Origin of the sequence: Streptococcus sp. 343_SSPC (genome assembly GCF_001072385.1) — a bacterium.
GTDB lineage: Bacteria > Bacillota > Bacilli > Lactobacillales > Streptococcaceae > Streptococcus.
In genome coordinates this window covers 38,111-63,018 of the sequence record NZ_JVKU01000018.1, presented here as the reverse complement: position 1 = coordinate 63,018, position 24,908 = coordinate 38,111, and the positions used below count along the sequence as shown (strand labels likewise).

Here is a 24,908-nt window from a genome sequence, read left to right as displayed (position 1 = left end):
CTTGTCACATTAAATCTTTCATGATATACTTTAGATGTCAAACTAAAGGAGATCATTATGATGACGGAAAAACGCAATAAAGGATTTGTGTCAGGTCTAGTGCTTGCCCTTGTCTTTCTTGCATTCGCAGGATTAGTATTTTCATTATGGATGGGCCGCCAGAACCCTTCTACTAGCTTTGCGAAGGCAGAAAAGTCTGGGGACCCTGTAACGATGAAGGTCTATGATATTACACGAGAACCTGTCGGAACTGTGGACAACGGCCACGTCCTCTATATCGTCCAGTACGATAACCAAAACGATGGTAGGTTTGCAGGGATCGAAGCCAAAAAAGACGATGCGACGATTAAAGAGGTCATTGATAAGGCAAAAAATGGGGAACTGCAGACCGATCCTTATCAACTAAAGGGAACGCAATTAGCCCCTTTGGCAAAGGATAGCAAAAATACGTCTCGTAACGGTCGCCTTGTCGGTTATAGTGACTACATCCATTCCCTTCTCGACCCGACTTCTGTCGTGTCACTTAATATGACGACCAGCTATTACTTAAGCCTCACAGAGTACAACAAAGACTCCTTATTCCTCTTAATTGGTTCAGCTGCTCTTGCTGGACTTTCTATCATAATGGTCGTAGCCAGCTTCTCCGTTCGGAAACGGACCATTGCTTCCTATCAGGAACTCCACCAAAACTATCCCGAACTCCAAGGAGATCTGTCTCGCCTGTCTGATGAAGCCAGCTACTACAATCAAGACTTAAAAGTTATCTTGTACAAAAATCATTTGATTACCTATTTCAGAGGAACGCAAACGATTGATTTACGAGAGGTTCAACAACTATACTTACATGTCACTCGAGTTCGTCAATCAGGGATTGCTCGCTCAATCTTCCAATTGTGTTACATCCGCAAGGACAAACCAAAGAAACAGCACCGCCTAGCCATTAAGAATAAGAAGAACGCTGAAGAACAACTCTACACTCTTTTTGCACAGGTATCTGAGAGATTCCCAGATGTCAAGGTTGGAATTTAAAGATTTTCCAACTCCCTTTGGAAATACTGATCTAAGCACTAAATCCCCTCATCAGAATCAGTTGATGAGGGGATTTTTTTCTATTTAGGTCACATTTGAAACGAGAGGATTAAATCACTTTTTTACCATTTTTATAAACATCTGTCACTAGGTTGGTCGCAAAGAAATAGAAGAGATAATCTAGATTTGGTGCATCGTAAATAGTGATATCGGCCTGTTTTCCAGTATCAAAAGATCCAATGGTTTTGGCACGATCGACTGAATAAGCTGCATTAATAGTTACCGCATTGAGAATCTCAACTGGTGTCAAACGCATCATGAAGCAACCGAGGTGCATGGCAAACTGAAGATTGGCTGTCGGACAGGATCCTGGGTTACTGTCGGTTGTTAGAGTGATGGCCATCCCAGCATCCAGCATCTTACGAGCCGGTGCATAGGTATCTTCCATGAGGCTGAAGGTTGTAGCAGGCAACAGATTGCCGATAACTTTTGCTTTTGCTAGTTTTTGAATGCCTTCATCGGTAATCACCATCAGGTGTTCTGCGCTAGTAGATTCCAATTCAGCTGCAACATCCACACCACCGATAGACTCGATTTCATCCGCATGAATCCGCAGTTTGAAGCCCATTTCCTTGGCTTTTGACAGAAGATAGCGAGACTCATCTGCTGTAAAGACACCCTTTTCACAGAAGATATCACAGAATTCAGCTAACTTTTCTTCCTTCACTTTTGGAAGCATTTGCTCAATGATGAGATCTAAATACTCTTGAGAACGGCCCTTATACTCTGTCGGGATCGCATGAGCTGCCATAAAGGTCGAAACCAGATCAATTTCATGGTCACGGTCCAAGGCAGCTACTACATCTAGTTGGCGTTTTTCCGTTTCCCAATCCAAACCATAGCCACTCTTAGCTTCAACGGTGGTCACTCCATGACGCAACATATAGTCCAACAATCGTTTGGACTTGTTATAGAGATTGTCAAAAGATGCTTCACGAGTTGCCCGAACAGTGCTCAGAATTCCACCGCCTTGAGCGAGGATGTCTAAGTAAGAAACACCCGCTAACTTTTTCGCAAATTCATGTTCACGACTGCCTCCATAGACCAGGTGGGTATGACAGTCGATCAAACCAGGAGTCGCAACTTTCCCTTCACAAGATTTTACTTCCGTATGGTCATCGATCAGTTCTGGATCTGGTTGACCTGTTCCAACTGCAAGAATTTTTCCATCCTTAATAGCAATATAAGCATCGGATAGGATTCGCGCTTCTGCCATCTCTTTTCCATAGAGAGGATGGCCTAGATCATTTGGACAAAACAACTGGTTAAAGTGGGTTAAGATTACATCAGCAGACATATGAAAACATTCCTTTCTATTTCCATTGTTATTCATTTTACAATTCTACAGGAAAAGCGTCAAAAAAAAGTCAAAAAGTTTCTCCCTCATTATTTTTTGCTTTATTAAAAATTAAATTTATTTTTGACTCTTTATTGACGTTTCTTGGATACAATAAAGAAAATATAAATTCATAGTCTACACATAAGGAGGTTCCTACTATGTCATTTATAGACGATAAAGAAATTGCAGCTGCTATGTCTGTCAAACTTGACTTTGATGTCCTACCTGAAAAGGCAACTTTTCAAGAAGGCATCCGTCGTGCACCTGATAGAGGCTTCCGCTTAACGCAAGCTCAGACTGAGATTGCTCTTAAAAACGCTCTGCGTTACATCCCTAAAAAATTCCACCAAGAGTTGATCCCAGAATTTCTGGAAGAACTAAAAACTCGCGGTCGGATCTATGGCTATCGCTTCCGTCCAAAAGATCGGATCTATGGCAAACCAATTGATGAGTACAAAGGAAAATGCACTGCTGCTAAGGCTATGCAGGTTATGATTGACAACAACTTGAGCTTTGAAATCGCCCTTTATCCATATGAATTGGTCACTTACGGAGAAACAGGTTCTGTCTGTGCTAACTGGATGCAATACAACTTGATCAAGAAATACTTGGAAGTCATGACAGAAGACCAAACCTTGGTGGTTGAATCTGGTCACCCTCTCGGCCTCTTCAAGTCTAAACCAGAAGCTCCTCGCGTCATCATTACCAACGGTCTCTTGATCGGTGAGTATGACAATATGCGCGACTGGGAAATCGCTGAAGAAATGGGCGTTACCAACTACGGTCAGATGACGGCTGGTGGCTGGATGTACATTGGTCCTCAAGGGATCGTTCACGGTACCTTCAACACTCTCCTTAATGCTGGACGTCTTAAACTCGGTGTGCCTGATGATGGCGACTTAACTGGTAAACTCTTCATCTCGTCTGGTCTCGGTGGTATGAGTGGAGCTCAAGGGAAAGCAGCTGAAATTGCAAAAGCTGTTGCCATCGTTGCAGAAGTAGACCGCTCTCGGATCGAAACCCGTCACTCTCAAGGTTGGATTAGCCAAGTAACCGACAGTGCCGAAGAAGCTGTGAAATTGGCTCAAGCAGCACTGGAAGCTGGTGAATCAACTTCTATTGCCTACCATGGTAATATCGTAGACTTGCTCGAATATGTCAACGAACACCAAGTCCACGTTCACCTCTTGTCTGACCAAACCTCTTGCCACAACGTCTATGATGGTGGCTATTGCCCAGTTGGGATCAGCTTTGAAGAACGGACACGTTTGTTGGCAGAAGACAAAGAAACCTTCCATCGCTTGGTCGATGAAACCTTAGCTCGTCACTTTGCAGTGATTAAAGCTTTGACGGCTAAAGGTACCTACTTCTTCGACTACGGTAATGCCTTTATGAAATCTGTTTACGACTCTGGCATCAAGGAAATTTCTAAGAATGGTCTCGATGACAAGGACGGCTTCATTTGGCCATCTTATGTAGAAGATATCATGGGACCTATGCTCTTTGACTATGGTTATGGTCCATTCCGTTGGGTCTGCCTAAGCGGTAAACACGAAGACTTGATTGCAACTGACCACGCTGCTATGGAAGCGATCGATCCAACTCGTCGCTACCAAGACCGCGATAACTACAACTGGATTCGCGATGCTGAAAAGAACCAATTAGTCGTTGGTACACAGGCTCGTATCCTCTATCAAGATTGTATGGGACGTGTCAATATCGCTTTGAAATTTAATGAACTCATTCGCCAAGGCAAGATTGGACCGGTCATGATTGGACGTGACCACCATGACGTATCTGGTACAGATGCTCCATTCCGTGAAACCTCCAATATCAAAGATGGTTCAAACGTTACCTGCGATATGGCGGTTCAATGTTACGCCGGTAACGCCGCTCGCGGTATGAGTCTCGTGGCTCTCCACAATGGTGGTGGTACTGGTATCGGTAAGGCCATCAACGGAGGATTTGGTCTCGTTCTAGACGGTAGCCACCGGATCGACGAAATCATCAAATCTGCGATTGCATGGGATACCATGGGTGGGGTTGCTCGTCGGAACTGGGCAAGAAATAACCATGCCATCGAAACAGCCATCGAATACAACCGCCTCCATGCAGGAACAGACCACATCACCATTCCGTATCTGGCAGATGAAGATTTGGTCAAAGATGCGGTTCAAAAATTGTTTTAACATCAAAAAATAAAAATTGAGAAAGGGGAGGAAATACAAAGACTCCTCCTCCCCAACTTCTCCTATAAAAAGAGGTAATCATATGGCAAAAATTGTTGAGTGTATTCCAAACTTCTCTGAAGGACGCAATCAAGCTGTGATCGACGGATTAGCAGCCACAGCAAAAAGTATTCCAGGTGTTACGCTGCTGGACTACTCGTCTGACGCCAGTCACAACCGGAGCGTCTTTACACTCGTTGGGGATGAAGAAAGCATTCAAGAAGTTGCTTTCCAATTGGTAAAATACGCATCTGAAAACATCGATATGACCAAGCACGAAGGCGAACACCCTCGTATGGGGGCAACAGACGTTTGTCCTTTCGTTCCAGTCAAAGATATCACAACAGATGAATGTGTCGAAATCGCCAATAAAGTAGCCGAACGCATCAATCGTGAATTAGGTATTCCAATCTTCCTTTATGAAGATGCTGCAACTCGCCCAGAACGAAAAAACTTGGCGAAGGTTCGCAAAGGACAATTTGAAGGAATGCCAGAAAAACTGTTGGAAGAAGACTGGAAGCCAGACTACGGTGAACGCAAGATTCACCCAACTGCAGGGGTTACAGCCGTTGGTGTCCGTATGCCACTCGTTGCTTTCAATATCAACCTTGACACAGATGATCTAGAAATTGCCAACAACATTTCTAAAATCATTCGTGGATCTAGCGGTGGATACAAATACTGTAAAGCAATCGGTGTCATGCTAGAAGATCGCAACATCGCCCAAGTCTCTATCAACATGGTCAACTTGGAAAAATTCCCATTGTATCGCGTCGTTGAAACCGTTCGTTTCGAAGCACAACGCTACGGGGTTCGCATCACTGGAACAGAACTCATTGGACTGGCTCCTGCTAAGGCTTTGATTGACTCTGCTGAATACTACTTGCAATTAGAAGACTTTGACTATAGCAAACAAGTCTTGGAAAATCACTTGTTGGGTTAGAAAGGGAGTTCTATGAAACTAGTTGACTTAAGTATTACAGAGTTTGCCAAGGTTCTTGGTTCAGATGCCCCAGCTCCAGGTGGCGGTTCTGCTGCTGCCCTATCTGCTGCAAACGGGATTTCACTTACAAAAATGGTCTGTGAACTGACCATCGGTAAGAAAAAATACGCTGAATTTGAAGACCACATCAAAGGGGTTCACGAAAAAAGTGCCCACCTCCAAGACCAATTACTAGAAGCCATCGACAAAGATACAGAAGCTTTCAACGTGGTATCAGCAGTCTTTGATCTTCCAAAGGAAACGGAAGAAGAGAAAGTCGCTCGTCGTGAAGCCATGCAAAAAGCTTTGAAACATGCGACAGTATCTCCTTTCTCTATGATGGAGCTCATCGTTGAGGCGCTTGAAACAACAAAAGAAGCTGTTGGTAAGTCCAACACCAATGCGGCGAGTGACCTAGGAGTGGCTGCTCTCAATCTCAAGGCTGGACTTCAGGGGGCTTGGCTCAATGTCCTGATCAACATTTCAGGAATCAAGGACCAAGACTTCGTCCAAGAATACCATAGCAAGGGACTCGAACTCCTCCAAACAGGCTCTGAGCTTGCAGATAACATTTACCAAAGCATTTTAGAAAGCCTATCTTAAACCTACCAATTAACGTTATAACTTTAATACCTACAAAGAAAGAAGGGATTCTATGGTTTTATCGGATATTGAAATTGCCAATTCTGTCCAAATGAAGCCCATCATGGAAATCGCTGCTGAACTTGGATTGACTGAAGACGACATTTCGCTCTACGGAAAATACAAGGCAAAAATCGATAGCAACCAACTGGAACAACTAAAGGACAAGGAAGATGGAAAGCTAATCCTCGTGACAGCCATCTCTCCGACACCTGCTGGAGAAGGAAAGACAACCACCTCTGTTGGACTAGTGGATGCCCTCTCTGCTATCGGTGAGAAAGCGGTCATTGCCCTCCGCGAACCTTCACTTGGCCCTGTCTTTGGGATCAAGGGTGGTGCTGCCGGTGGTGGGTACGCTCAAGTGGTTCCAATGGAAGATATCAACCTTCACTTTACCGGAGACTTCCATGCCATTGGGATTGCCAACAACTTACTTGCAGCCTTGATTGACAACCACATCCATCATGGCAATGAGTTGGGCATCGATTCTCGTCGCATCACCTGGAAACGGGTGGTCGACATGAACGACCGGCAACTCCGCCATATTGTAGACGGCCTTCAAGGAAAGACAAACGGAGTTCCTCGTGAAGATGGCTTTGACATCACGGTGGCGTCTGAAATCATGGCTATTCTCTGTCTCTCAGAAAATATCCTTGACCTCAAAGAACGCCTCGATCGCATCATTATTGGGTACAACTACCAGGGACAACCAGTGACAGCCAAAGACCTCAAGGCTGGAGGTGCCATGGCAGCTGTTCTCAAAGATGCCATCCATCCAAACTTGGTACAAACCTTGGAGCATACTCCGGCTATCATCCACGGCGGACCATTTGCCAATATCGCTCATGGCTGTAACAGTGTGCTGGCTACCAAACTAGCCCTCAAATATGCAGACTATGTCGTGACAGAAGCTGGTTTTGGAGCAGACCTCGGTGCTGAAAAATTCATCGACATCAAATGCCGCATGGCCGGACTCAAACCTGCTGCCGTTGTCCTCGTCGCGACCATCCGTGCTCTCAAGATGCATGGTGGTGTCGCCAAAGCGGACTTGGCTACTGAAAATGTCCAAGCCGTGATCGATGGTCTGCCAAACCTGGACAAACACTTGGCCAACATCCAAGAAGTCTACGGTCTACCTGTGGTCGTTGCCATCAACAAATTCCCGCTGGATACAGAGGCTGAGCTACAAGCTGTCTATGAATCTTGTAAGAAACGCAATGTAGACGTGGTCATCTCTGATGTCTGGGCACATGGTGGAGCTGGCGGCCGTGACCTAGCTGAAAAAGTCATTCAACTAGCTCAAGAAGAAAACCACTTCTCTTATGTCTATGACGAAGAAGACAGCATTGAAACAAAATTGACCAAGATCGTCACAAAAGTCTATGGTGGTAAAGGCATCAGCTTAACACCCGCGGCCAAACGCGAACTAAAAGAATTGGAAGCACTTGGTTTCTCCAACTACCCAATCTGTATGGCCAAAACGCAATATTCCTTCTCGGATGATGCCAAGAAGATCGGAGCACCGAAAGATTTCACTGTCAAAATCAGCAACCTTAAGGTGGCAGCAGGAGCTGGCTTTATCGTTGCGCTCACAGGAACGATCATGACCATGCCTGGCCTACCAAAAGTTCCAGCCAGTGAAAAGATTGATATCGACGCCCAAGGCAATATTACTGGTCTCTTTTAAGAAAGAGGAGGTCCTATGGTGACTATCCTTCATCTCACCCCCGCAGATTATCAGATTTCTACTTGGTCTGGTGGTCAAACCACCCAACTCTTCCTCTCTCCAAAAGAGGGAAGTTATCCAGATCGGACCTTTGACTTTCGCCTCTCTACTGCAACGGTGGAGGTTGAAAAAAGTGATTTTACTGATCTCACTGGCTACCACCGAATCTTGATGCCTCTGACTTCATCGATTACACTCACCCATCAACATAAAGAAGTTGTTTTGAAGCCATTTCAAAGCTACTTCTTTGACGGGGGAGATCCCGTATCTAGCCAAGGGACCTGTCAAGATTTTAATCTAATCTATAAACCTTCTTATCAGGGGCATATGAGTGCTATATCCCCAAATGAAAGTGTCACGAGCCAGAGTCGCTATCAATGGATCTATGCTCTCTGTCCACTAACACTTGAATGGAAAAAGGGACAACTTTACTCCCTCAAAACTCACGAGCTCCTGTTTATCGAACAAGCATCTCCTCTTCAAGAGATGACAATCACGTTTTCACCCCTTCAGTCTGGGAAGCAACCGATTGCTATCTGGACTGCGCTAAGATAATGTTTTAAAGGAGAGACATTATGAACGGAGCACATAAACAGTCGATTGAGGAACAAGAAAAAGCGAAATTCAGCTTTAGCGGTGCCACTCTATACGGTATCAATGCCGTGATTGGGTCTGGTATCTTCCTCTTGCCCAAAAAGATATATTCTGGCCTCGGACCAGCTTCCCTGGCCGTCATGTTTGGAGTAGCTATTCTTGTCATGCTACTATCAGCCTGTCTGGCTGAAACGGCTGGCTACTTTGATAAAAACGGTGGAGCCATGCAATACTCAAAAGCAGCTTTCGGAGACTTTGTCGGCTTTAACGTCGGGATCCTCGGATGGGCCGTTACCGTTATCGCTTGGGCTGCTATGCTAGCTGGTTTTGCTAAGATCTTCATCATTACCTTCCCAGCATTCGAAGGCTACAACCTACAGATTAGTATCGTTATGTTGGTTCTCTTGAGTCTTATGAACATCGCCGGTCTGAAAACATCGAAAATGTTCACACTGACAGCTACTGTTGCAAAATTAATCCCAATTGTCCTCTTCTCACTCTTCGCCATCTTCTTTATTCCTGGTGGAGTAAGCAAGGGCAACTTCACACCTTTCCTTCAATTGGAAAGTGGATCAAATCTCTTTAGTGCAATTTCGAGTACCGCTGTTTACATCTTCTATGGATTTATCGGATTCGAAACCATGTCCATCGTTGCAGGGGAAATGCGTAACCCTGAAAAGAACGTTCCTCGTGCTATCTTGGGATCCATCAGTATCGTCTCAGTTCTCTACATGTTGATCATCGCTGGAACAATCGCTATGCTTGGTGGAGGCATTATGGGAACCGAGGCACCAGTACAAGACGCATTTGTTAAAATGATTGGCCCTATCGGTGCCCCTCTTGTCTCCTATGGTGCTCTCATTTCAATCGCCGGTCTCAACATCGGTGAATCCATTATGGTTCCTCGTTTCGGGGCGGCCCTAGCAGACGAAAAACTCTTGCCAGCAGAACTTGGAAAAACAAACTCCAAGAATGCTCCTGTCATTGCCATTATCATTTCCGGTTTCTTTGCATTCTTACTCTTGTTATCTGGATCTTTCGAATCCTTAGCAACTTTCAGTGTTGTTTTCCGTTTCTTCCAATATATTCCGACTGCTTTGGCAGCGCTCAAACTCAGAAAAATGTACCCAGAGAAAAAGGTTACCTTCCGAGTGCCATTCGGTCCAGTTATCCCAATTTTGGCTGTTGTCATCAGTATCTTGATGATTGCAGGGGATAATCTAATGAACTTTGTATGGGGAGCTATCGGTCTAGTAATCGCTAGTGGACTTTACTTTGTTTTCCACGGTGACAAACTAGCTAAAAAATAAAACAGTCCTCACCAATTCTATTTACACATTAGATGGGAACTTAGGAGGAGCAAAGCATTCCTTTGCTCCCTAGCCCATCTAAGAAGCCACGAATATCAAACCTGAGCTCTTTTCTCTAAGACTTCTTTCAATCCTTCTAAGAATCATAGACAATGGGCTCACGTTTGGTATTCAAACCGAAGTAAACAAATCTACTTCTACAGAACAATTCATAATCGGAGGTTTTATATGACTCAATTGATTCATTTAGATGGTAACAGCTTAACACTGGAAGAGGTCATCGCCGTCGCTCGGCACGGTGCCCAATGTGAGTTAGACGAAGCAGCCAAAGAAGCTGTTATCGCATCTCGTAAAATTGTTGATGATATCGTCCGTGAAAAACGTGTTGTCTATGGTGTGACCACTGGATTTGGCTCTCTCTGTAATGTCAGCATTTCTCCAGAAGATACTGTCCAACTGCAAGAAAACTTGATTCGTACCCACGCATCTGGTTTTGGTGATCCACTTCCAGAAGATGCCGTTCGTGCTATCATGCTCATCCGGATCAACTCGCTCTTAAAAGGCTATTCTGGCATTCGTCTGTCAACTGTTGAAAAACTATTAGAATTGCTTAACAAAGGAGTGACTCCTTATATTCCAGAAAAAGGATCACTCGGAGCTTCCGGAGACCTTGCCCCCCTTTCTCATATGGTGCTCCCAATGTTGGGACTTGGACACGCCTACTACAAAGGTCAACTCTTGAGCGGTCAAGAAGCTCTCGACCAAGCTGGTATTGAAAAGATCCAATTGGCTGCCAAAGAAGGGCTTGCTTTGATCAATGGTACGACTGTCCTAACCGGTATCGGCGCTCTTGCGACTTATGATGGTATCCAATTGCTCAAACTGTCTGACATTGCCGGTGCTCTTTCAATGGAAGTCCACAATGGTATTACCAGCCCATTTGAAGAAGACCTTCATACTATCCGTCCTCAAAGTGGACAATTGGCAACCGCTCGTAATATCCGTAACCTCCTTGAAGGAAGCAAAAACACAACTGTTGCGACCCAACAACGGGTACAAGATCCTTATACACTCCGTTGTATTCCTCAAATCCATGGAGCCAGCAAAGACTCTATTGCTTATGTAAAAACAAAAGTTGAAATCGAAATCAACTCTGTGACAGATAACCCAATCATCACCAAGGAAGGACACGTCATCTCCGGAGGTAACTTCCACGGTGAACCAATGGCACAACCATTTGACTTCTTGGGTATTGCCCTTTCTGAGATCGGAAACGTATCTGAACGTCGGGTGGAACGCTTGGTCAACAGCCAGCTTAGTAAATTGCCATCCTTCTTGGTCAAACACCCTGGCCTCAACTCAGGCTTCATGATTACGCAGTATGCTTGTGCTTCTCTTGCATCTGAAAACAAAATCTTGTCTCACCCAGCCAGCGTTGACTCTATCCCATCTTGTGAAAACCAAGAAGACTTCGTCAGCATGGGAACTACAGCAGCTCGTAAAGCAGCAGAAATCCTTAAGAATTCACGCCGCATCGTTGCTACTGAAATTATGGCAGCCTGCCAAGCCTTGGATCTCAAACCAGAAAATCATGAACTTGGTAAAGGTACAAAACCAGCCTATGACATGATTCGCAGCAAGGTGGCCTTCATTGAATTTGACAAGGACATCGAAATCTTCGAAGAACTCAATAAAGCATCTGCTGTTGTCGAAAGTGAAGAATTCTTAGCAACCATCGAAAAAGCAGTTGACTTAAGCATTCAATACTGATACAGTAAGGATACAGCAGAAAAAGGCTGAGAAAATTTCTCAGCCTTTCCAATTCTAGCCAAATACCAACAAACGGAGGCATGTAACGTGCTTAGAGATTATTACCCAACGACTTACAGTTATTACCAAGGCAGTATTGAAGACAATCCTTATACAGCCAAATGGGGAATGCTGACGAAGTTTTTGGATTTGAATGATGAAACCTTGACTCCTTTTGAAGAAGTCACCTTTGGAATCCTTGGTTTTAAAAGCGATAAAGGAGTCTATATCAATAACGGTCGCGTCGGTGCTGTCGAAAGTCCTAATGCTATTCGCACCCAGCTCGCCAAACTTCCTTGGCACTGGGGCACCAACGTCACAGTTTTTGATGTCGGAAATATCGATGGCCCCAATCGTTCTCTTGAAGATTTGCAAGAGAGCCTCTCTCTAACTGTCAAACGGATGTTGGAGCTAAATATTCAACCAATCGTCCTCGGTGGAGGGCACGAAACGGCTTATGGTCACTACCTGGGCCTCAAATCCTCCTTGCAACCAGATGAACAATTGGCTGTCATAAACCTAGATGCTCACTTTGACCTGCGTCCTTACGACCAAACTGGTCCCAACTCTGGAACAGGATTTCGCCAAATGGCAGACCACGCAAAAGAAGAGAGCAAAGATTTCCCTTACTTGATTTTGGGCATCCAGGAACACAGCAACAACCTGTTCCTATTCAACTATGTGGCAAAAACACCAAGCATTGATTTCTTAACAGGACAAGATCTCTTCCGGATGAGCCACCAGGCCATTCTTGATCGGATTGATCAATTCTTAGAAAAACAGACAGCGGTCTACCTCTCTATCGATATGGACTGCTTTGCCGTTGGTTCTGCCCCTGGCGTCAGTGCCATCCAGTCACTTGGTGTGGATCCAAAACTAGCCCTAATGTTGCTCCAACACATTGCTGCTAGCGGCAAACTGATTGGATTTGATATTGTGGAAGTTTCCCCTCCTCATGATATTGACAACCACACCTCCAACCTGGCTGCAACCTTTATCTTTTACTTGACCCAAATCTTGTCCCAACAAAAATAAGATGCAAAACCTCTCTAACATACAAAAGGCTTATCAACATCCATCCCTTGGGTGTTGATAAGCCTTTTTTTATTCTTCCTTCGTGACACTTGATGAGCTATACTAGAGGACTTTTAATCTCTTGAGGAAGGGACGGTCTCTATACGGAGTCAGATGTTGCTCTGCCAGTTTCTTGTAGTAGCCCTTATCTTCTTTCAAGAAAGAGCTCAAAGCAGGAACCAGTTGCTCTCCTTGCTCCTTCTGGGCCGATAGGAAAGCCAAGAGATAACAAACCATCCCCTTGTCTCGCGCATTCGTCGTTTGCTTCATGGTTCCTTCTTTACGAGCCAGATAAGTTGCCACCTTCTCTTGCTCGCCAAAATGACAGGCGATTAAGGCTTGATAAAATTCGAGCAATTCTTCCTTCCAAGGGAAGCGAACGCCGGACAAAACCTTTTGAGCCCTGTCAAAATAGAAGCGGGCTTGGACCAAATCTCCCTTCCAATAGTAGGCAATCCCAAGATCAATTTCAAACACCACTCGGACTGAATCAACAGATTGATCTCCCACCAAGCGTAGGACCTCTTCCAAATGGGTGACAGCTACTTGAAAATGCCCTCTCACTTGCTCTATTTCAGCCAGGTAGGCTAAAGATGCTGCAATTTGAATGGCATACTTGGCCTGCATGCTATTGGTCAGACTAAAGCAATCAATGGAGCGATAGAGGTGGCGGGTTGCCTGCTCCTCATCCCCTACCATCAAATGGTACAAACCCTTCAAACGTAACTGAATCGCAATCGCTTCATGGTTGTTGGCCTGAATCGCATCTTCTAAAGCCAAATCTGTGTAATAGGCCATTTCAGAAATATTTTCTGTTTGAATGCAATAATAAATGATTTGCCGGTACCCTTCTAAAAGAAAGTCGAGCCGTTTGAGTTCCCGCGCATAGGAGATGACCTTTTGAATATCATGAATCCCCTTTTGGTACTCACCACTTCGAATGAAGTAGCGCCCCTCTAAATACAAGTAGCGCAGTTGCAAATACTTGTAGTCTCTATCTTTTTGGTGTCGTGAAAAAAGCTGATCCAGTTCTCGACGAAGACGAGAGAGTTCCCCAAAAATATCCAAATGGCTATTTTCACCATCTGATACTCCCCCTTCTTCTCCCTTGGAGTATATTGGGAATAGTTCATGTTCTAGCTGGAGGATTTCTTCCAAGTAGGTTAGCTCAAAGGATAGGGAACACAAGAGATTTTGGGACTGCTTGTATTGGTAAGCTATTTCCTTATAGAAGAGCAGGTCTGTCGAATCTTCTAAGGTTTCTTCCAGTTTTTGCGCGATTTGTTGATGGAAGAGACGCCGTCTGGCTGGTGACAGGAGTTGGTAGAAATACATGGCTACCAATTGCTTGCAAAATTGGACCAAGAGATCCTCCCCCTCCTCCACTATTGAGATGATTCCTCTTTGAGCTAAAGGATCTAATAATGCAGTTAAAACAGAAAGATCTGTAGCTGTCAAATCGGCCAAGATAGACATGGATATCGGCTTATGAAAACAAGACAAATAATGAAGAAGGGACTCCTCTTCACTGCTCAAGTCACCCAGCTCTTGAGACAGATAGGCTTGAATAATATCAGGTAAGGGCTCTAAACTTTCCTTCTCTTTCCACTCTTCTATATAGCTGGACAACAAGAAGGGACTACCTTCACTCCACTCCATCATTTGCTCGATCAGGGCTGGTTCTATCTGCCCCAGTTGCCCTTGTAAGAGTGATCGACTTTCACTCGGATCAAAATTGGTCAACTCTAGCTGGGACAACCGTCTCTCGACTTTTAAACTCCCAAAGAAGGTGACCAAGAATTCCGGCAAAGGCCCCTCAGCTGTAACAATCAGTTGCCATCTTTCCCCGCTACTTTTCTCCTCCAATTGCTTTACTTTATTGAATGAGGCCGCATCCATCCACTGAGCATTTTCAAGCAGAATCAGGAGAGGTTTTTCTTGGCTGAGTCTTTGAAGGTGCTTCCGGACAGCAGGGAGATTGTCCGCTTTTCCTAGAGGAGGAGCTTCCAAGCCCCCACTCACTTTCTCTAGGGAAGCTTTGAGGTCGTCCCAGATCCCTCCTTCTTCTTGGCGACTGCCGACTTTGCCTTCCAGCTTGACAAAGCTAAAACTACGATTGGACAGCAAGACCAATTGACGCAATAAACGTTTTTTGCCTGTTCCAGATTGCCCCATGACCAAGAGAGGGCCAACCGCTTCCCCCTTCTCTACTAAGGATAGGTATTCTTCCAGTTGGGACAGTTCTTGTTTGCGACCAAAGAAAGGGAGTTCTCGGACATTCACACGATTGCTCTGTTTATGGGTTCGCTTAGCTTCCAAAACAGAATGATACAGTTCTTCTATCACTCGACTAGGACGAACATTCAGCTCACGATCCAATAAATCCACCAGCTTGTAATAGGTCTCAAAAAATTTCCCCAGCTGGTGATGAACTCTATAATACTCCATCAAGAGCTGGTAGTTCTTTTCTTCAAATTCATCCAGCTCTACTAAATGGTGGAGTAAGGACTCTATACCAGGGTCTCCCAGCCCCTCTTTGTCAATCTTTTGATAACAGCTTTCAATATAGAGTTGCTTATAAGCGCTCCGTTTACGGGAAGCCCACTGGTCAAAGTCCTCATCATCCTTGACGTAGAAGCCTTCCAGAAAATCTCCCTGATAAAGATGTAAATTGCTTATCGGATCCCTTTCAAAAAGCTGGACATCCAAAGAAAGATTCAGCTCAGAATTAAGGGCCAAGCTACTCCTACTTGGAGAAACAATGACATCTCCTTCAAAGATTTTATTAGCTTGGTAAACAGTATTCCGTAGATTTTTCCGAGCGACTTGGTTTTCCTTGTCCCCCCAGAGAATGCCCGCAATTTCATCACGGTTGACCTCACCCGATACAGCTAAGTAATAAAATAAAGCCTCCATCTTCGAGAAGGAAAAACGGATGTCTTTCTGTTGGAAAACAACCTTAGGGGGTCCAAATAACTTCAACGTGAGTTCTCTCTTCATTGCAAGCGCCTCCAAAATCTTCATATTAATACTATAAAAAAAAAGTTGTCTTTTAGCAAGCGATTGGCCCAAGTAAAAAAGAGACTGAGAAAAATTTTTCTCAATCTCTACAATTCCTGCTTAGACTGTTGATTAAATCACTTCCAAATTTGGTTGGTGTTCAAATAAGGCTTTTGTTGCATGGTGGACATGATAGGCTACATCTTCATTGTTCATGGTGTAGAGATGGACACCGGCAACATCTTGTGTGACCAAATCAACGATTTGATCCACCGCATAGGCTAAACCAGCCGCACGAAGAGATTTTGGATCATGTTCATACTTATCCAGAATGGCTTTGAATTTCCGTGGGATATGAACATTTTCACAAGTCTTCAACAAGCGAAGGGCCTGGTTTCTGTTAAGAATTGGCATCACCCCTGCATGAATGGGAACATCAATTCCCGCCAAGGTACACTTATCTTGAAAATCGTAGAAACGCTCATTGTCAAAGAAAAGCTGAGTCACTAGGCTCGAACATCCAGCATCCACTTTCTTTTTCAGATTTTGAATATCTGAAATTTGGTTTGGCGAATCTGGGTGACCTTCTGGGTAACAAGCACCGATCACATCAAAGTGAGGAGCTTCTGTTTTAATAAATTCAATCAAGTCCGTTGCATAACGAAAGTCTTTTAAAGGCTCAATACCAGGAATAATATCACCACGAAGGGCCAAAATCCGATGAACCCCTACTTGATCTAATTCATGAAGGGTATCTGCTACTTTTTCCTTGCTTAGATAAATGGCAGGTAAGTGGGCAATGGTCGGAATAGACAATTCATTCTGAATATGATTGGCTAAAGCAACCGTCGTCTCTTTGATATTGTATTTATTATTGCTAGCTGTCACACTGATAAAGTGTGGAGCTAATTCCTGCATATTTTCCAAGGCACGTAAGAGCTTGGCATTGCCTACTTCAGGATTTGGAGGGAAAACCTCAAAGGAGAGCGACGGTGTTTGCTTAGTCATCAAATGTATTCCTTTCTTGATTGAGCAATTCTTTTTTTGCTATCGAGCAAGCTTAGGAATTTCTACTTGCTTTATAGCGCTTTACGAGCAGCTTTTGCCGCTTCTACAAGACGGATCAAGCTTTCTTTTGTTTCTTTAATTCCACGTGTTTTCAAACCACAGTCAGGGTTGATCCAAACTTTTCTGCTTGGTACTTTGGCAAGGATAGCTTCGATGGTGTGATCGATTTCGCCTTCGTTAGGCACACGAGGTGAGTGGATATCGTAAACCCCAGGTCCAACTTCTGTTTGGAAGTTTTTCGCTTTGAGTTCGTCCAAGATTTCAAGGTTTGAACGGCTTGCCTCAAATGAGATGACGTCTGCATCCATGTTGTCGATCGCTGGGATGATATCTGTAAATTCTGAGTAACACATGTGCGTGTGGATTTGTGTGTCTGGTGCTACGGTTGAGTGTACTAAGCGGAAGGCTGGAATAGCCCAGTCAAGGTAGTCTTCGTACCAGTCACTACGACGGAGTGGCAATTTCTCACGAAGAGCAGCCTCGTCGATTTGGATAATCTTCACGCCTGCAGCTTCAAGGTCAAGAACTTCATCCTTGATCGCAAGAGCGATTTGAAGAGTAGAATCCTTGATAGAGATGTCTTCACGTGGGAATGACCAGTTAAGAATTGTAACAGGTCCAGTCAACATACCTTTAACAGGTTTGTCCGTACGACTTTGTGCGTAGCTAGACCATTTCACAGTGATAGGGTTGAGACGAGTCACATCACCCCAGATGATTGGTGGTTTAACCCCACGCATACCATATGATTGTACCCAACCATTCTTAGAGAAGAGGTAACCTGACAAGTTTTGACCGAAGTACTCAACCATGTCGTTACGCTCGAATTCACCGTGTACAAGCACGTCAAATCCAACTTCTTCTTGCCATTTGATCCATTCGTCGATAGTCTCAGCAAGGAAGGCATCGTATTCTTCTTGTGACAATTCACCCTTACGGAAGGCCAAACGTTTCGCACGAACTTCTTTCGTTTGAGGGAAGGATCCGATGGTTGTTGTTGGAAGGGCTGGAAGTTTGAAGGCATCTTCTTGGATAGCTTCACGTTCTGCAAAGGCTGGCAAACGAGTGTAGTCTGCTTCTGTCAATACAGCAATACGTGCACGAAGTTCCGCATTTGCTCCGACACGTTCAGTCGCAAAGAGTTCTTTGTTTGCTGCAAGAGCTTCTTCACCTTGACCATTGCGGATAGCATCCAAGTCACGAAGTTCTTCCAATTTTTCAACTGCAAAAGCAAAGTGGTTCAAGATAGCTGGTTCAAAGTCTTCATTGGCAGTTGTAAATGGCACATGAAGCAGTGAGCAAGAAGTTGTCAAAACAATGTTTTCAGCTGGTACTTGTTTCAAGATTTCCAAGCTTGCTTCGTAGTTGTTGCGCCAGATGTTCTTACCATTGACAATCCCTGCATAAAGAGTCTTGTCAGCTGGGAAGCCACCTTTCACGAGTTCAAGAGTTTTCTTCCCTTCCACAAAGTCCAAACCGATCGCATCTACTGGCAAGTTCACAAGGTCATTGTAGACATCACGAACATCACCAAAGTAAGTTTGGATCAGAACCTCAAGACCTTTCTTGTCAGCCAAGAGTTTGTTGTAGAGGTTCAAGAAGAGCGCTTTTTCTTCAGCTGATAAATCTTTGACAAGAGCTGCTTCATCCAGTTGGATACGAGTTGCACCAAGCTCAGCCAATTTAGCAAAAACATCTTGGTAAGCAGCCACTAAGCTATCAACGAAGTCTTCTGCCTTCACGCCTTCTTCGAAGTCTGATAATTGAAGGAAAGTGAATGGTCCAACCACAACTGGACGAGTGTCAAGACCCAATTCTTTGGCTTCTTGGTACTCATCAAAAATCTTGTGACCAGCCAATTTGACTTCTGTTGTTTTTTCAAATTTTGGAACGATGTAGTGGTAGTTGGTGTTGAACCATTTCTTCATTGGAAGAGCACGCACATCCCCTTTCTCTCCTTGGTAACCACGCGCCAAAGCAAAGTAGCGTTCAAGGTCAGACAAGTCCAAGTTTTGAACAGATGCAGGAACCACGTTGAAGAGGAAAGCAGCATCTAGGAAGTTGTCATAATGTGAAAAGTCATTTGATGGGATTTCAGTAATGCCTTTTTCTTTGACAATGTTCCAGTGTTTGGCACGCAATTCTTTTGCAGCATCCAACAAATCTTCAGCTGTAATTTCGTTTCTAAAATATTTCTCAGTTGTAAATTTTAGTTCGCGGAATTCACCCAAACGAGGGAATCCGATGATTGTAGTTGACATGTTTTGTCCTCCAAAAATTCAAGTTGAGTCTATCTTATCAGAAGAAGCCCCTTCTGTATAATTGCTTTTCAATGGTTTATGGTATAGCCAGAAGCTATAACCTTATAGATCAAGGGTTTCCGCCACTTGCCATTGACCAGAACTAATAGACCTTATAAAAAATAACTATAAGGCTTCTACCAGATAGACTGAGCCCCCCTCCCATTGGACAGTCCTCGTCCCCTCTAAAACAAAAAAAGAAGCTATCCGCTTCTTTTTTGTAGGAACTTATGCTCAAGTTAGTTGCACACAAAAAGCATCCCAAGGTTCCAATACTTTTGTCTGTTTGACCTGCTCTACATTGGTATTGCTAATGAGAACCTCCTGATAGTCTTGCTCCAGTTCAAAGCTCTGGACTTGACTAGACAAATTGACCACAATCAAATAGCGTTGATTCCCATCTACTCGTTGGTAGGCAAAGACCTGGTCAGTTGTATCCAGTAGCTCAAAGTCTGCAGAGATCAACCAATCTTGCTCCTTACGGAGGGCAACCAATTGTTGGTAGGTATAGAAAATGGATGAGGGATCAGCCAAAGCCACTTCTACATTGATTTCCTGATAGTTTGGATTGACAGCTAGCCAAGGGTGACCAGTTGTAAAACCAGCCTGTGGTTGCTTGGACCACTGCATAGGGGTTCGAGCATTGTCCCGGCCAATATGTCGGATCTGGTCCATAATGGTGTCTAGCTCCACTCCCTTTTCGAGGCTTTCCTCGGCGTAGTTAATAGATTCAATATCTTCGATTTCGTCTAGGCTCTTAAAAGGATAGTTGGTCATGCCAATCTCTTCCCCCTGGTAGATATAAGGCGTTCCTCTCATCAAATGAAGAAGAATGGCTAGGGCCTTAGCGGACTTCACCCGATAGGCTTGGTCATCTCCCCAGGCAGAAACAATCCGAGGGAGGTCATGGTTGTTCCAAAAGAGAGAGTTCCAGCCTTCGTCCATGCCCAGCTCCGTCTGCCACTTGTTAAAGATTTCTTTCAACTTAGGAACATTAAGCTTCTTCGCATAGTGCCATTTGGGCTGACCCTCTTGGAAGAGAAGCCCGATGTGCTCAAATTGAAAGACCATTGACAATTCCTCATTATCAGGACCAGAGTATTGCTTGGCAATCTCAGGTGTCGCTCCCCAGGTCTCCCCGACCGTTAACAAATCCTTATCCCCGAAAGTCGCTCGATTCATTTCTTTCAGATAAGGGTGGAGCATGGGACCATTGGCTACGATCTTCTGATCAGGAATTTTCCCAATCATGTCGATGACATCCATTCGAAAACCACCGATCCCCTTGCCGATCCAAAAGTTCATCATGTCATAAATCTTCTGCCGAAGGGTCTCATTTTCCCAATTCAGGTCCGGTTGCTTCTTACTAAAGAAGTGCAAATAATACTGCTGGGAAGCCGGATCAAATTCCCAAGCTGACCCACTGAAGGTAGAGAGAAGATCATTGGGTTGGTCCCTCCAAATATAGTAGTCCCTCTCTGGACTGTTTGGATTTTCCTTGGCCTCGATGAACCAGGCATGCTCATCAGACGTATGGTTGACCACCAAATCCATGATCATCTTAATACCGCGCTTTTGCCCCTCCGCAATCAATGTTTCCATATCTTCCATGGTGCCAAAGATGGAAGCAATATCCTCATAATCAGATATATCGTAGCCATTATCATCCATAGGGCTTTGGTAGACAGGAGACAGCCAAATGGCCGTAATACCTAACTTCTCCAAATAATCCAGCTTACTGATGATCCCCTTGAGGTCACCGATTCCATCTCCATTGCTGTCTAAAAAACTCTTGGGATAGATTTGATAAATCACGGCATCATGCCACCATTTTTTCTTCATGCCCTTCTCCTTTTTGATTTCACTTGTAATCCCTTTCATCATAACCAAACTCGAAAGGAATTTCAACTCTCAGCTGTTTTATCAGTCTTCCTTAAGATAAAAAAGAGAGTGGGACAGAAATCGGTAATTCGTTAGAATTCGATTTCGTCGTCCCACCTCCGCACAGTTGAGTAGGGCTGTAAAAGCTGATGAAATCAGCTTTTACAGCCCACTCAACCACTGCGTCTTGCTCGACAATCCAAAGACAATTGAGTGGCTAGGACTTTTGTCCCAGCTTCTGTTCAAGACTTCGATTCTTCCTTTCTTTTTGCCAAGAGTGATAAGAGAGCATGGCCAATCCAAAGAGATGACTTCCCAACAAGGCCGTCACAAAAATCAACTTGCCCCTGTCTGGATAAGAAAGCGGGACATTGCTAAAGCCATAGCGAGCCCATTCGATAAAAATCGGATGCGAAAAATAAAGCGCCATGCTCATCTGCTTTAAGTACTGCAAATCATAGCTTTTCAAAAAGGACGATCGCAGACAAGCATTAACCAAATAGACCGTCACAATAGGAAGAAATAAGAAAAAGTTCTTATCGATTCCTTCATGTTGAAAAATGATGATGCCTTCCATACAGAACAAGCCAAAGGCGAGAGATAGCTTTTCCCAACGGTGAACCCTAAAGGTTTGTGCATGAAAATGATCATAGAGATAGTAACCCATAAAGATAAAAATGGGCGTGTAAAAGAGACCATTTCGAGCTGTAAAAAATAAATTGCTGTAGAGCTGGTAACCCTCGAGAAGACTCGTGGTGTCCAGATAAGCTGAATAGGTCTCGATCAAGCCCCAGCAGTAAAGAAGAAAGGTGATCACCCCCGTCCAAACCATACCTAAGCGTTTGACCAATTGATTGACCAAAAACAGGCCCAGCAAAAAGGCAGGGATATACCAGAGTTGGTAACACATTCCCAGATAGAGCAGAGCAATCAGAACGCCTGCTGGAAAGAGATAGACAGGGAGATGGAGACTAGAAAAAAAGACCCAGGCATAGGGAAGATAGACACAACTCCAAAATAAATAGGTTTTTACGATTTTGACCAGGTAGGCCTTCATTTTCCTTGCATCTCTTAGTGATGGCTTGAGGAAAAAGCTGGCACAGACGATAAAAAATGGCACCGCTAGCCGTCCAAGGATACTCTTAAGGCCAAAATGCACTGGCTCATAGGAAGTTAAGCGACCACTATGCACCAAAATCACTGCAATCGCAAAGAGGTATTGAAAAAGACTAATACTGGAAGTGTTATAGAGGGAATTCTTTTTCATGGTCCTACTCCTTCGCCAAATGCAGATTCTATGGTTATTTTAGCATGAAAGAGAGGACCAAGCAAGGAATCCTTGCCTCCTTATCTACCTTTTTTCCTCTATTTTTGATATACTCAAAGCATGCACAAACAAACAATTATTGATTTTAAAGAGCTTGGATTGCGACAGCTTTTCACCAAGCCGCTAAAGGAATTAAAAACAAGAGACCTTGACCAAGTAGAGACTCTTCTGAGAGAGGTGGAAGCCTATCAGGAAGCTGGTTTTTATGCCGTAGGCTATGTCAGCTATGAAGCCGCTCCTGCTTTTGAGAAAAAATTAGCCGTCCACCCAGCACCTCTCATGGGAGAGTATCTCCTCTATTTCACCATCCACGAAAAAGTAGAAACCCTTCCTTTCCCAGAGGACTACGAGGCAGTGGATCTTCCAGCCAATTGGCAGGAAGAGGTAGAGGCGCCTGCTTATCAAAAAGCCATCGAGACCATCCAGCACCACATCCGCCAAGGGGATACCTATCAGGTCAACTACACTGTCCAGCTTTCTCAAGAGCTAAAAGCTGACCCTTTGGCCATCTACAATCGCTTGGTGGTAGAACAGAGGGCCCATTACAATGCCTTCATTCAGCACGATGATGTGTCCATCCTCTCTATTAGTCCTGAGCTCTTTTTTAAACAAGATGACAGGCTACTGACCACGCGCCCTATGAAGGGGACGACTCGTCGTGGGCTTACCAACCAAACAGATCTTCAAGAGGCTGCTTGGCTAGAAGCTGATCCCAAAAATCGAGCAGAAAACATGATGATTGTCGATCTCCTCCGCAATGACATGAACCGGATTTCGGAAATTGGAAGTGAGCAGGTGACCCGTCTCTGCCAGGTTGAGCAATACTCTACTGTTTGGCAGATGACCTCGACCATTGAAAGTCGCTTGCGCCCCGAAGTCGACCTAGTCCAAACCTTCCAGGCCCTCTTTCCTTGTGGTTCTATCACAGGGGCACCGAAGATTTCTACTATGGAAATTATTCAACAGACAGAGGTTGCTCCTCGTGGCGTCTACTGTGGAACGATCGGTATCCTTCTTCCAAAAGGTAAACGAATTTTTAATGTGGCCATCCGAACCCTCCAAATGCAAGGGCATCAAGCCATCTATGGCGTAGGTGGAGGCATCACTTGGGACAGCAAATGGGAAAGTGAATACCGAGAGACCAAGCAAAAATCAGCAGTCCTCTACCGACAAGAGCCTCGCTTTGAGCTCCTGACGACCGGCCGCATCCACCAAGGAAAACTGACCTTCCTGGAGCAACACCTGACCCGTTTGAGAGAGGCCAGCCGCTACTTTGCCTACCCTTATGATGAGCCAAAACTCCTGAAAGAACTTCAAGAAGAGCTTGCTCGTTGTGATTCCAACCTTGACTATCGTTGTCGGATTGCCTTGCAAAAAAACGGGTCCTTCCAGCTGGCTATCACCGAACTGAAGGACTTGCCAGCTAGCTATCTGCAGGCTCAACTGACCGAGCAAAAGCTTGATTTAGCAAAGCCATTTACTTATTTTAAGACTAGCCAGCGAGCCCATCTAGTAGCTAAAGATCACGAGCAGATCTTCTATCTTCCTGATGGCAGCTTGTTAGAAACGACAATTGGCAATCTCATCCTTGAAATCAAAGGTAATCTCTATACCCCACCAGCTCACCTCCCTATCCTCGACGGGATTTACCGCCGCCATCTCTTAGAAACTGGACAAGTAGAAGAAAAACTGTTAACGCTGAAGGATTTAGGAGTCGCTGACCAAGTCTATGCCTGTAATGCCCTGCGTGGCCTCTATCCACTCGATTTCACTAGAGAGGAATCAGAATGAAACTTATTTTTATACATGGCCTAGGCCAGGATGCTCACTCTTGGCAAGGGGTCCAAGATGCACTTTCCCCCTTGCAATCTGAATCTTTCGCTATTTTCTCCCATCCAAGCGAAAGCTACCAAGAGGCCAAAGAAAGATTGACGGAGCACCTCCAGCAAGAAAGCGAGCCCTTTATTCTGGTTGGACTCTCACTGGGAGGCGTTCTCGCTCTCGATCTCTCCAGCCGAGACTTGCCACAACTCAAGGGCTTGGTGCTTTCAGGGACGCAATACAAACTCAACACCAATCTCCTCTATAGGCTCCAAATTCTCCTTTTTCGTCTGATTCCCAAACATGTCTTTGAAAAGCAGGGGGCCAATAAACAGCACATGTTGCAAAGCTTTACCGAATTAAAAAGCCTCAATCTAACCGATACCGCTAAAACTTGCCCTCTTCCTAGCTTAGTGATTTGCGGCAGCAAGGATGGGGCCAATCAGGCTTCTTCTAAAAAGTTGGCCAATCTCCTGCCTAAAGGTCACTATCTAGAAATCGCAGACGGGGGCCATCTACTCAATACTCAGAAACCCCATGAACTTGCAGAAGCCATCAAGGAGTTTGTTGGTGAATTTAAAAATGAAGAGGCTAGCTTAAAAAACAGTTCCTCTTAATGTAGATAACGTATTTTTTCATGTTACATAACTTAAAAAATCAAGAAATGTTTATATTTTTAAGTTATGCATGAATATCTAGAGGCTTTCCGCCGTGAGAA

At 44.5% G+C, this 24,908-nt stretch carries 17 protein-coding genes; 11 read left to right on the top strand and 6 right to left on the bottom strand.

All coding sequences use genetic code 11. From position 1 onward, the window contains the following. Positions 1-57 precede the first annotated feature (57 nt). Positions 58-1,029, top strand: coding sequence for a hypothetical protein (locus tag ADH27_RS05670; protein WP_048716400.1), 972 nt, complete (start codon positions 58-60; stop codon positions 1,027-1,029). A 109-nt stretch (positions 1,030-1,138) separates the two neighbouring features. Here ADH27_RS05670 and hutI read toward each other — a convergent pair whose 3' ends face one another. After that, positions 1,139-2,386 carry an imidazolonepropionase gene (hutI, locus tag ADH27_RS05665; RefSeq protein ID WP_048716397.1) on the bottom strand — a complete coding sequence of 416 codons (1,248 nt, stop codon included), beginning with the start codon at positions 2,384-2,386 and terminating at the stop codon, positions 1,139-1,141. A 200-nt stretch (positions 2,387-2,586) separates the two neighbouring features. On the opposite strand from hutI, the gene ADH27_RS05660 reads away from it, so the two are divergent. From ADH27_RS05660 to hutG, 8 genes are all read left to right on the top strand, one after another. Next, positions 2,587-4,617, top strand: a complete 2,031-nt coding sequence (locus ADH27_RS05660; protein ID WP_048716395.1) for a urocanate hydratase — start codon at positions 2,587-2,589, stop codon at positions 4,615-4,617. Positions 4,618-4,699: 82 nt separating this feature from the next. Beyond that, positions 4,700-5,599 (top strand): glutamate formimidoyltransferase, encoded by a 900-nt coding sequence (gene ftcD / locus ADH27_RS05655; protein WP_023027213.1) that lies wholly within the window; start codon positions 4,700-4,702, stop codon positions 5,597-5,599. Positions 5,600-5,611: 12 nt separating this feature from the next. Continuing rightward, positions 5,612-6,241, top strand: coding sequence for a cyclodeaminase/cyclohydrolase family protein (locus tag ADH27_RS05650; protein WP_023027214.1), 630 nt, complete (start codon positions 5,612-5,614; stop codon positions 6,239-6,241). A gap of 52 nt (positions 6,242-6,293) precedes the next feature. Next, complete coding sequence (locus ADH27_RS05645; RefSeq protein ID WP_048716390.1) at positions 6,294-7,967, top strand: formate--tetrahydrofolate ligase; 1,674 nt, start codon at positions 6,294-6,296, stop codon at positions 7,965-7,967. Positions 7,968-7,982: 15 nt separating this feature from the next. Then, complete coding sequence (locus ADH27_RS05640; protein WP_048716387.1) at positions 7,983-8,561, top strand: HutD family protein; 579 nt, start codon at positions 7,983-7,985, stop codon at positions 8,559-8,561. Between the two features lie 20 nt (positions 8,562-8,581). Next, positions 8,582-9,910 carry an APC family permease gene (locus ADH27_RS05635; RefSeq protein ID WP_048716383.1) on the top strand — a complete coding sequence of 443 codons (1,329 nt, stop codon included), beginning with the start codon at positions 8,582-8,584 and terminating at the stop codon, positions 9,908-9,910. A 228-nt stretch (positions 9,911-10,138) separates the two neighbouring features. After that, a complete protein-coding gene (gene hutH / locus ADH27_RS05630) occupies positions 10,139-11,680 on the top strand; it encodes a histidine ammonia-lyase (RefSeq protein ID WP_048716381.1) in 1,542 nt (513 codons plus the stop codon). Positions 11,681-11,767: 87 nt separating this feature from the next. Then, the gene (hutG, locus tag ADH27_RS05625; protein ID WP_048716377.1) at positions 11,768-12,754 is read left to right on the top strand and encodes a formimidoylglutamase; all 987 of its coding nucleotides are present in this window, start codon (positions 11,768-11,770) and stop codon (positions 12,752-12,754) included. A 102-nt stretch (positions 12,755-12,856) separates the two neighbouring features. Here the strand turns inward: hutG and ADH27_RS05620 are convergent, their stop codons facing one another. From ADH27_RS05620 to ADH27_RS05600, 5 genes are all read right to left on the bottom strand, one after another. Next, the gene (locus ADH27_RS05620) at positions 12,857-15,793 is read right to left on the bottom strand and encodes an AAA family ATPase (protein ID WP_048716373.1); all 2,937 of its coding nucleotides are present in this window, start codon (positions 15,791-15,793) and stop codon (positions 12,857-12,859) included. Between the two features lie 132 nt (positions 15,794-15,925). Beyond that, positions 15,926-16,801: a methylenetetrahydrofolate reductase [NAD(P)H] gene (metF, locus tag ADH27_RS05615; protein ID WP_048716370.1), complete on the bottom strand. Its 876-nt coding sequence runs from the start codon at positions 16,799-16,801 to the stop codon at positions 15,926-15,928. 71 nt (positions 16,802-16,872) lie between these two features. Further along, positions 16,873-19,122 carry a 5-methyltetrahydropteroyltriglutamate--homocysteine S-methyltransferase gene (gene metE / locus ADH27_RS05610; protein ID WP_048716367.1) on the bottom strand — a complete coding sequence of 750 codons (2,250 nt, stop codon included), beginning with the start codon at positions 19,120-19,122 and terminating at the stop codon, positions 16,873-16,875. A 273-nt stretch (positions 19,123-19,395) separates the two neighbouring features. After that, positions 19,396-21,003, bottom strand: coding sequence for a glycoside hydrolase family 13 protein (locus ADH27_RS05605; protein WP_048716365.1), 1,608 nt, complete (start codon positions 21,001-21,003; stop codon positions 19,396-19,398). A gap of 256 nt (positions 21,004-21,259) precedes the next feature. Continuing rightward, positions 21,260-22,309: an acyltransferase family protein gene (locus ADH27_RS05600; protein WP_048716363.1), complete on the bottom strand. Its 1,050-nt coding sequence runs from the start codon at positions 22,307-22,309 to the stop codon at positions 21,260-21,262. Positions 22,310-22,429: 120 nt separating this feature from the next. Between ADH27_RS05600 and pabB the strand changes: the two genes are divergently transcribed. Beyond that, positions 22,430-24,160 (top strand): aminodeoxychorismate synthase component I, encoded by a 1,731-nt coding sequence (gene pabB, locus ADH27_RS05595; RefSeq protein WP_048691168.1) that lies wholly within the window; start codon positions 22,430-22,432, stop codon positions 24,158-24,160. Beyond that, a complete protein-coding gene (locus tag ADH27_RS05590; protein WP_048716361.1) occupies positions 24,157-24,807 on the top strand; it encodes an alpha/beta fold hydrolase in 651 nt (216 codons plus the stop codon). Before pabB ends, ADH27_RS05590 begins: the two co-directional genes overlap by 4 nt. Positions 24,808-24,908: the final 101 nt, after the last annotated feature.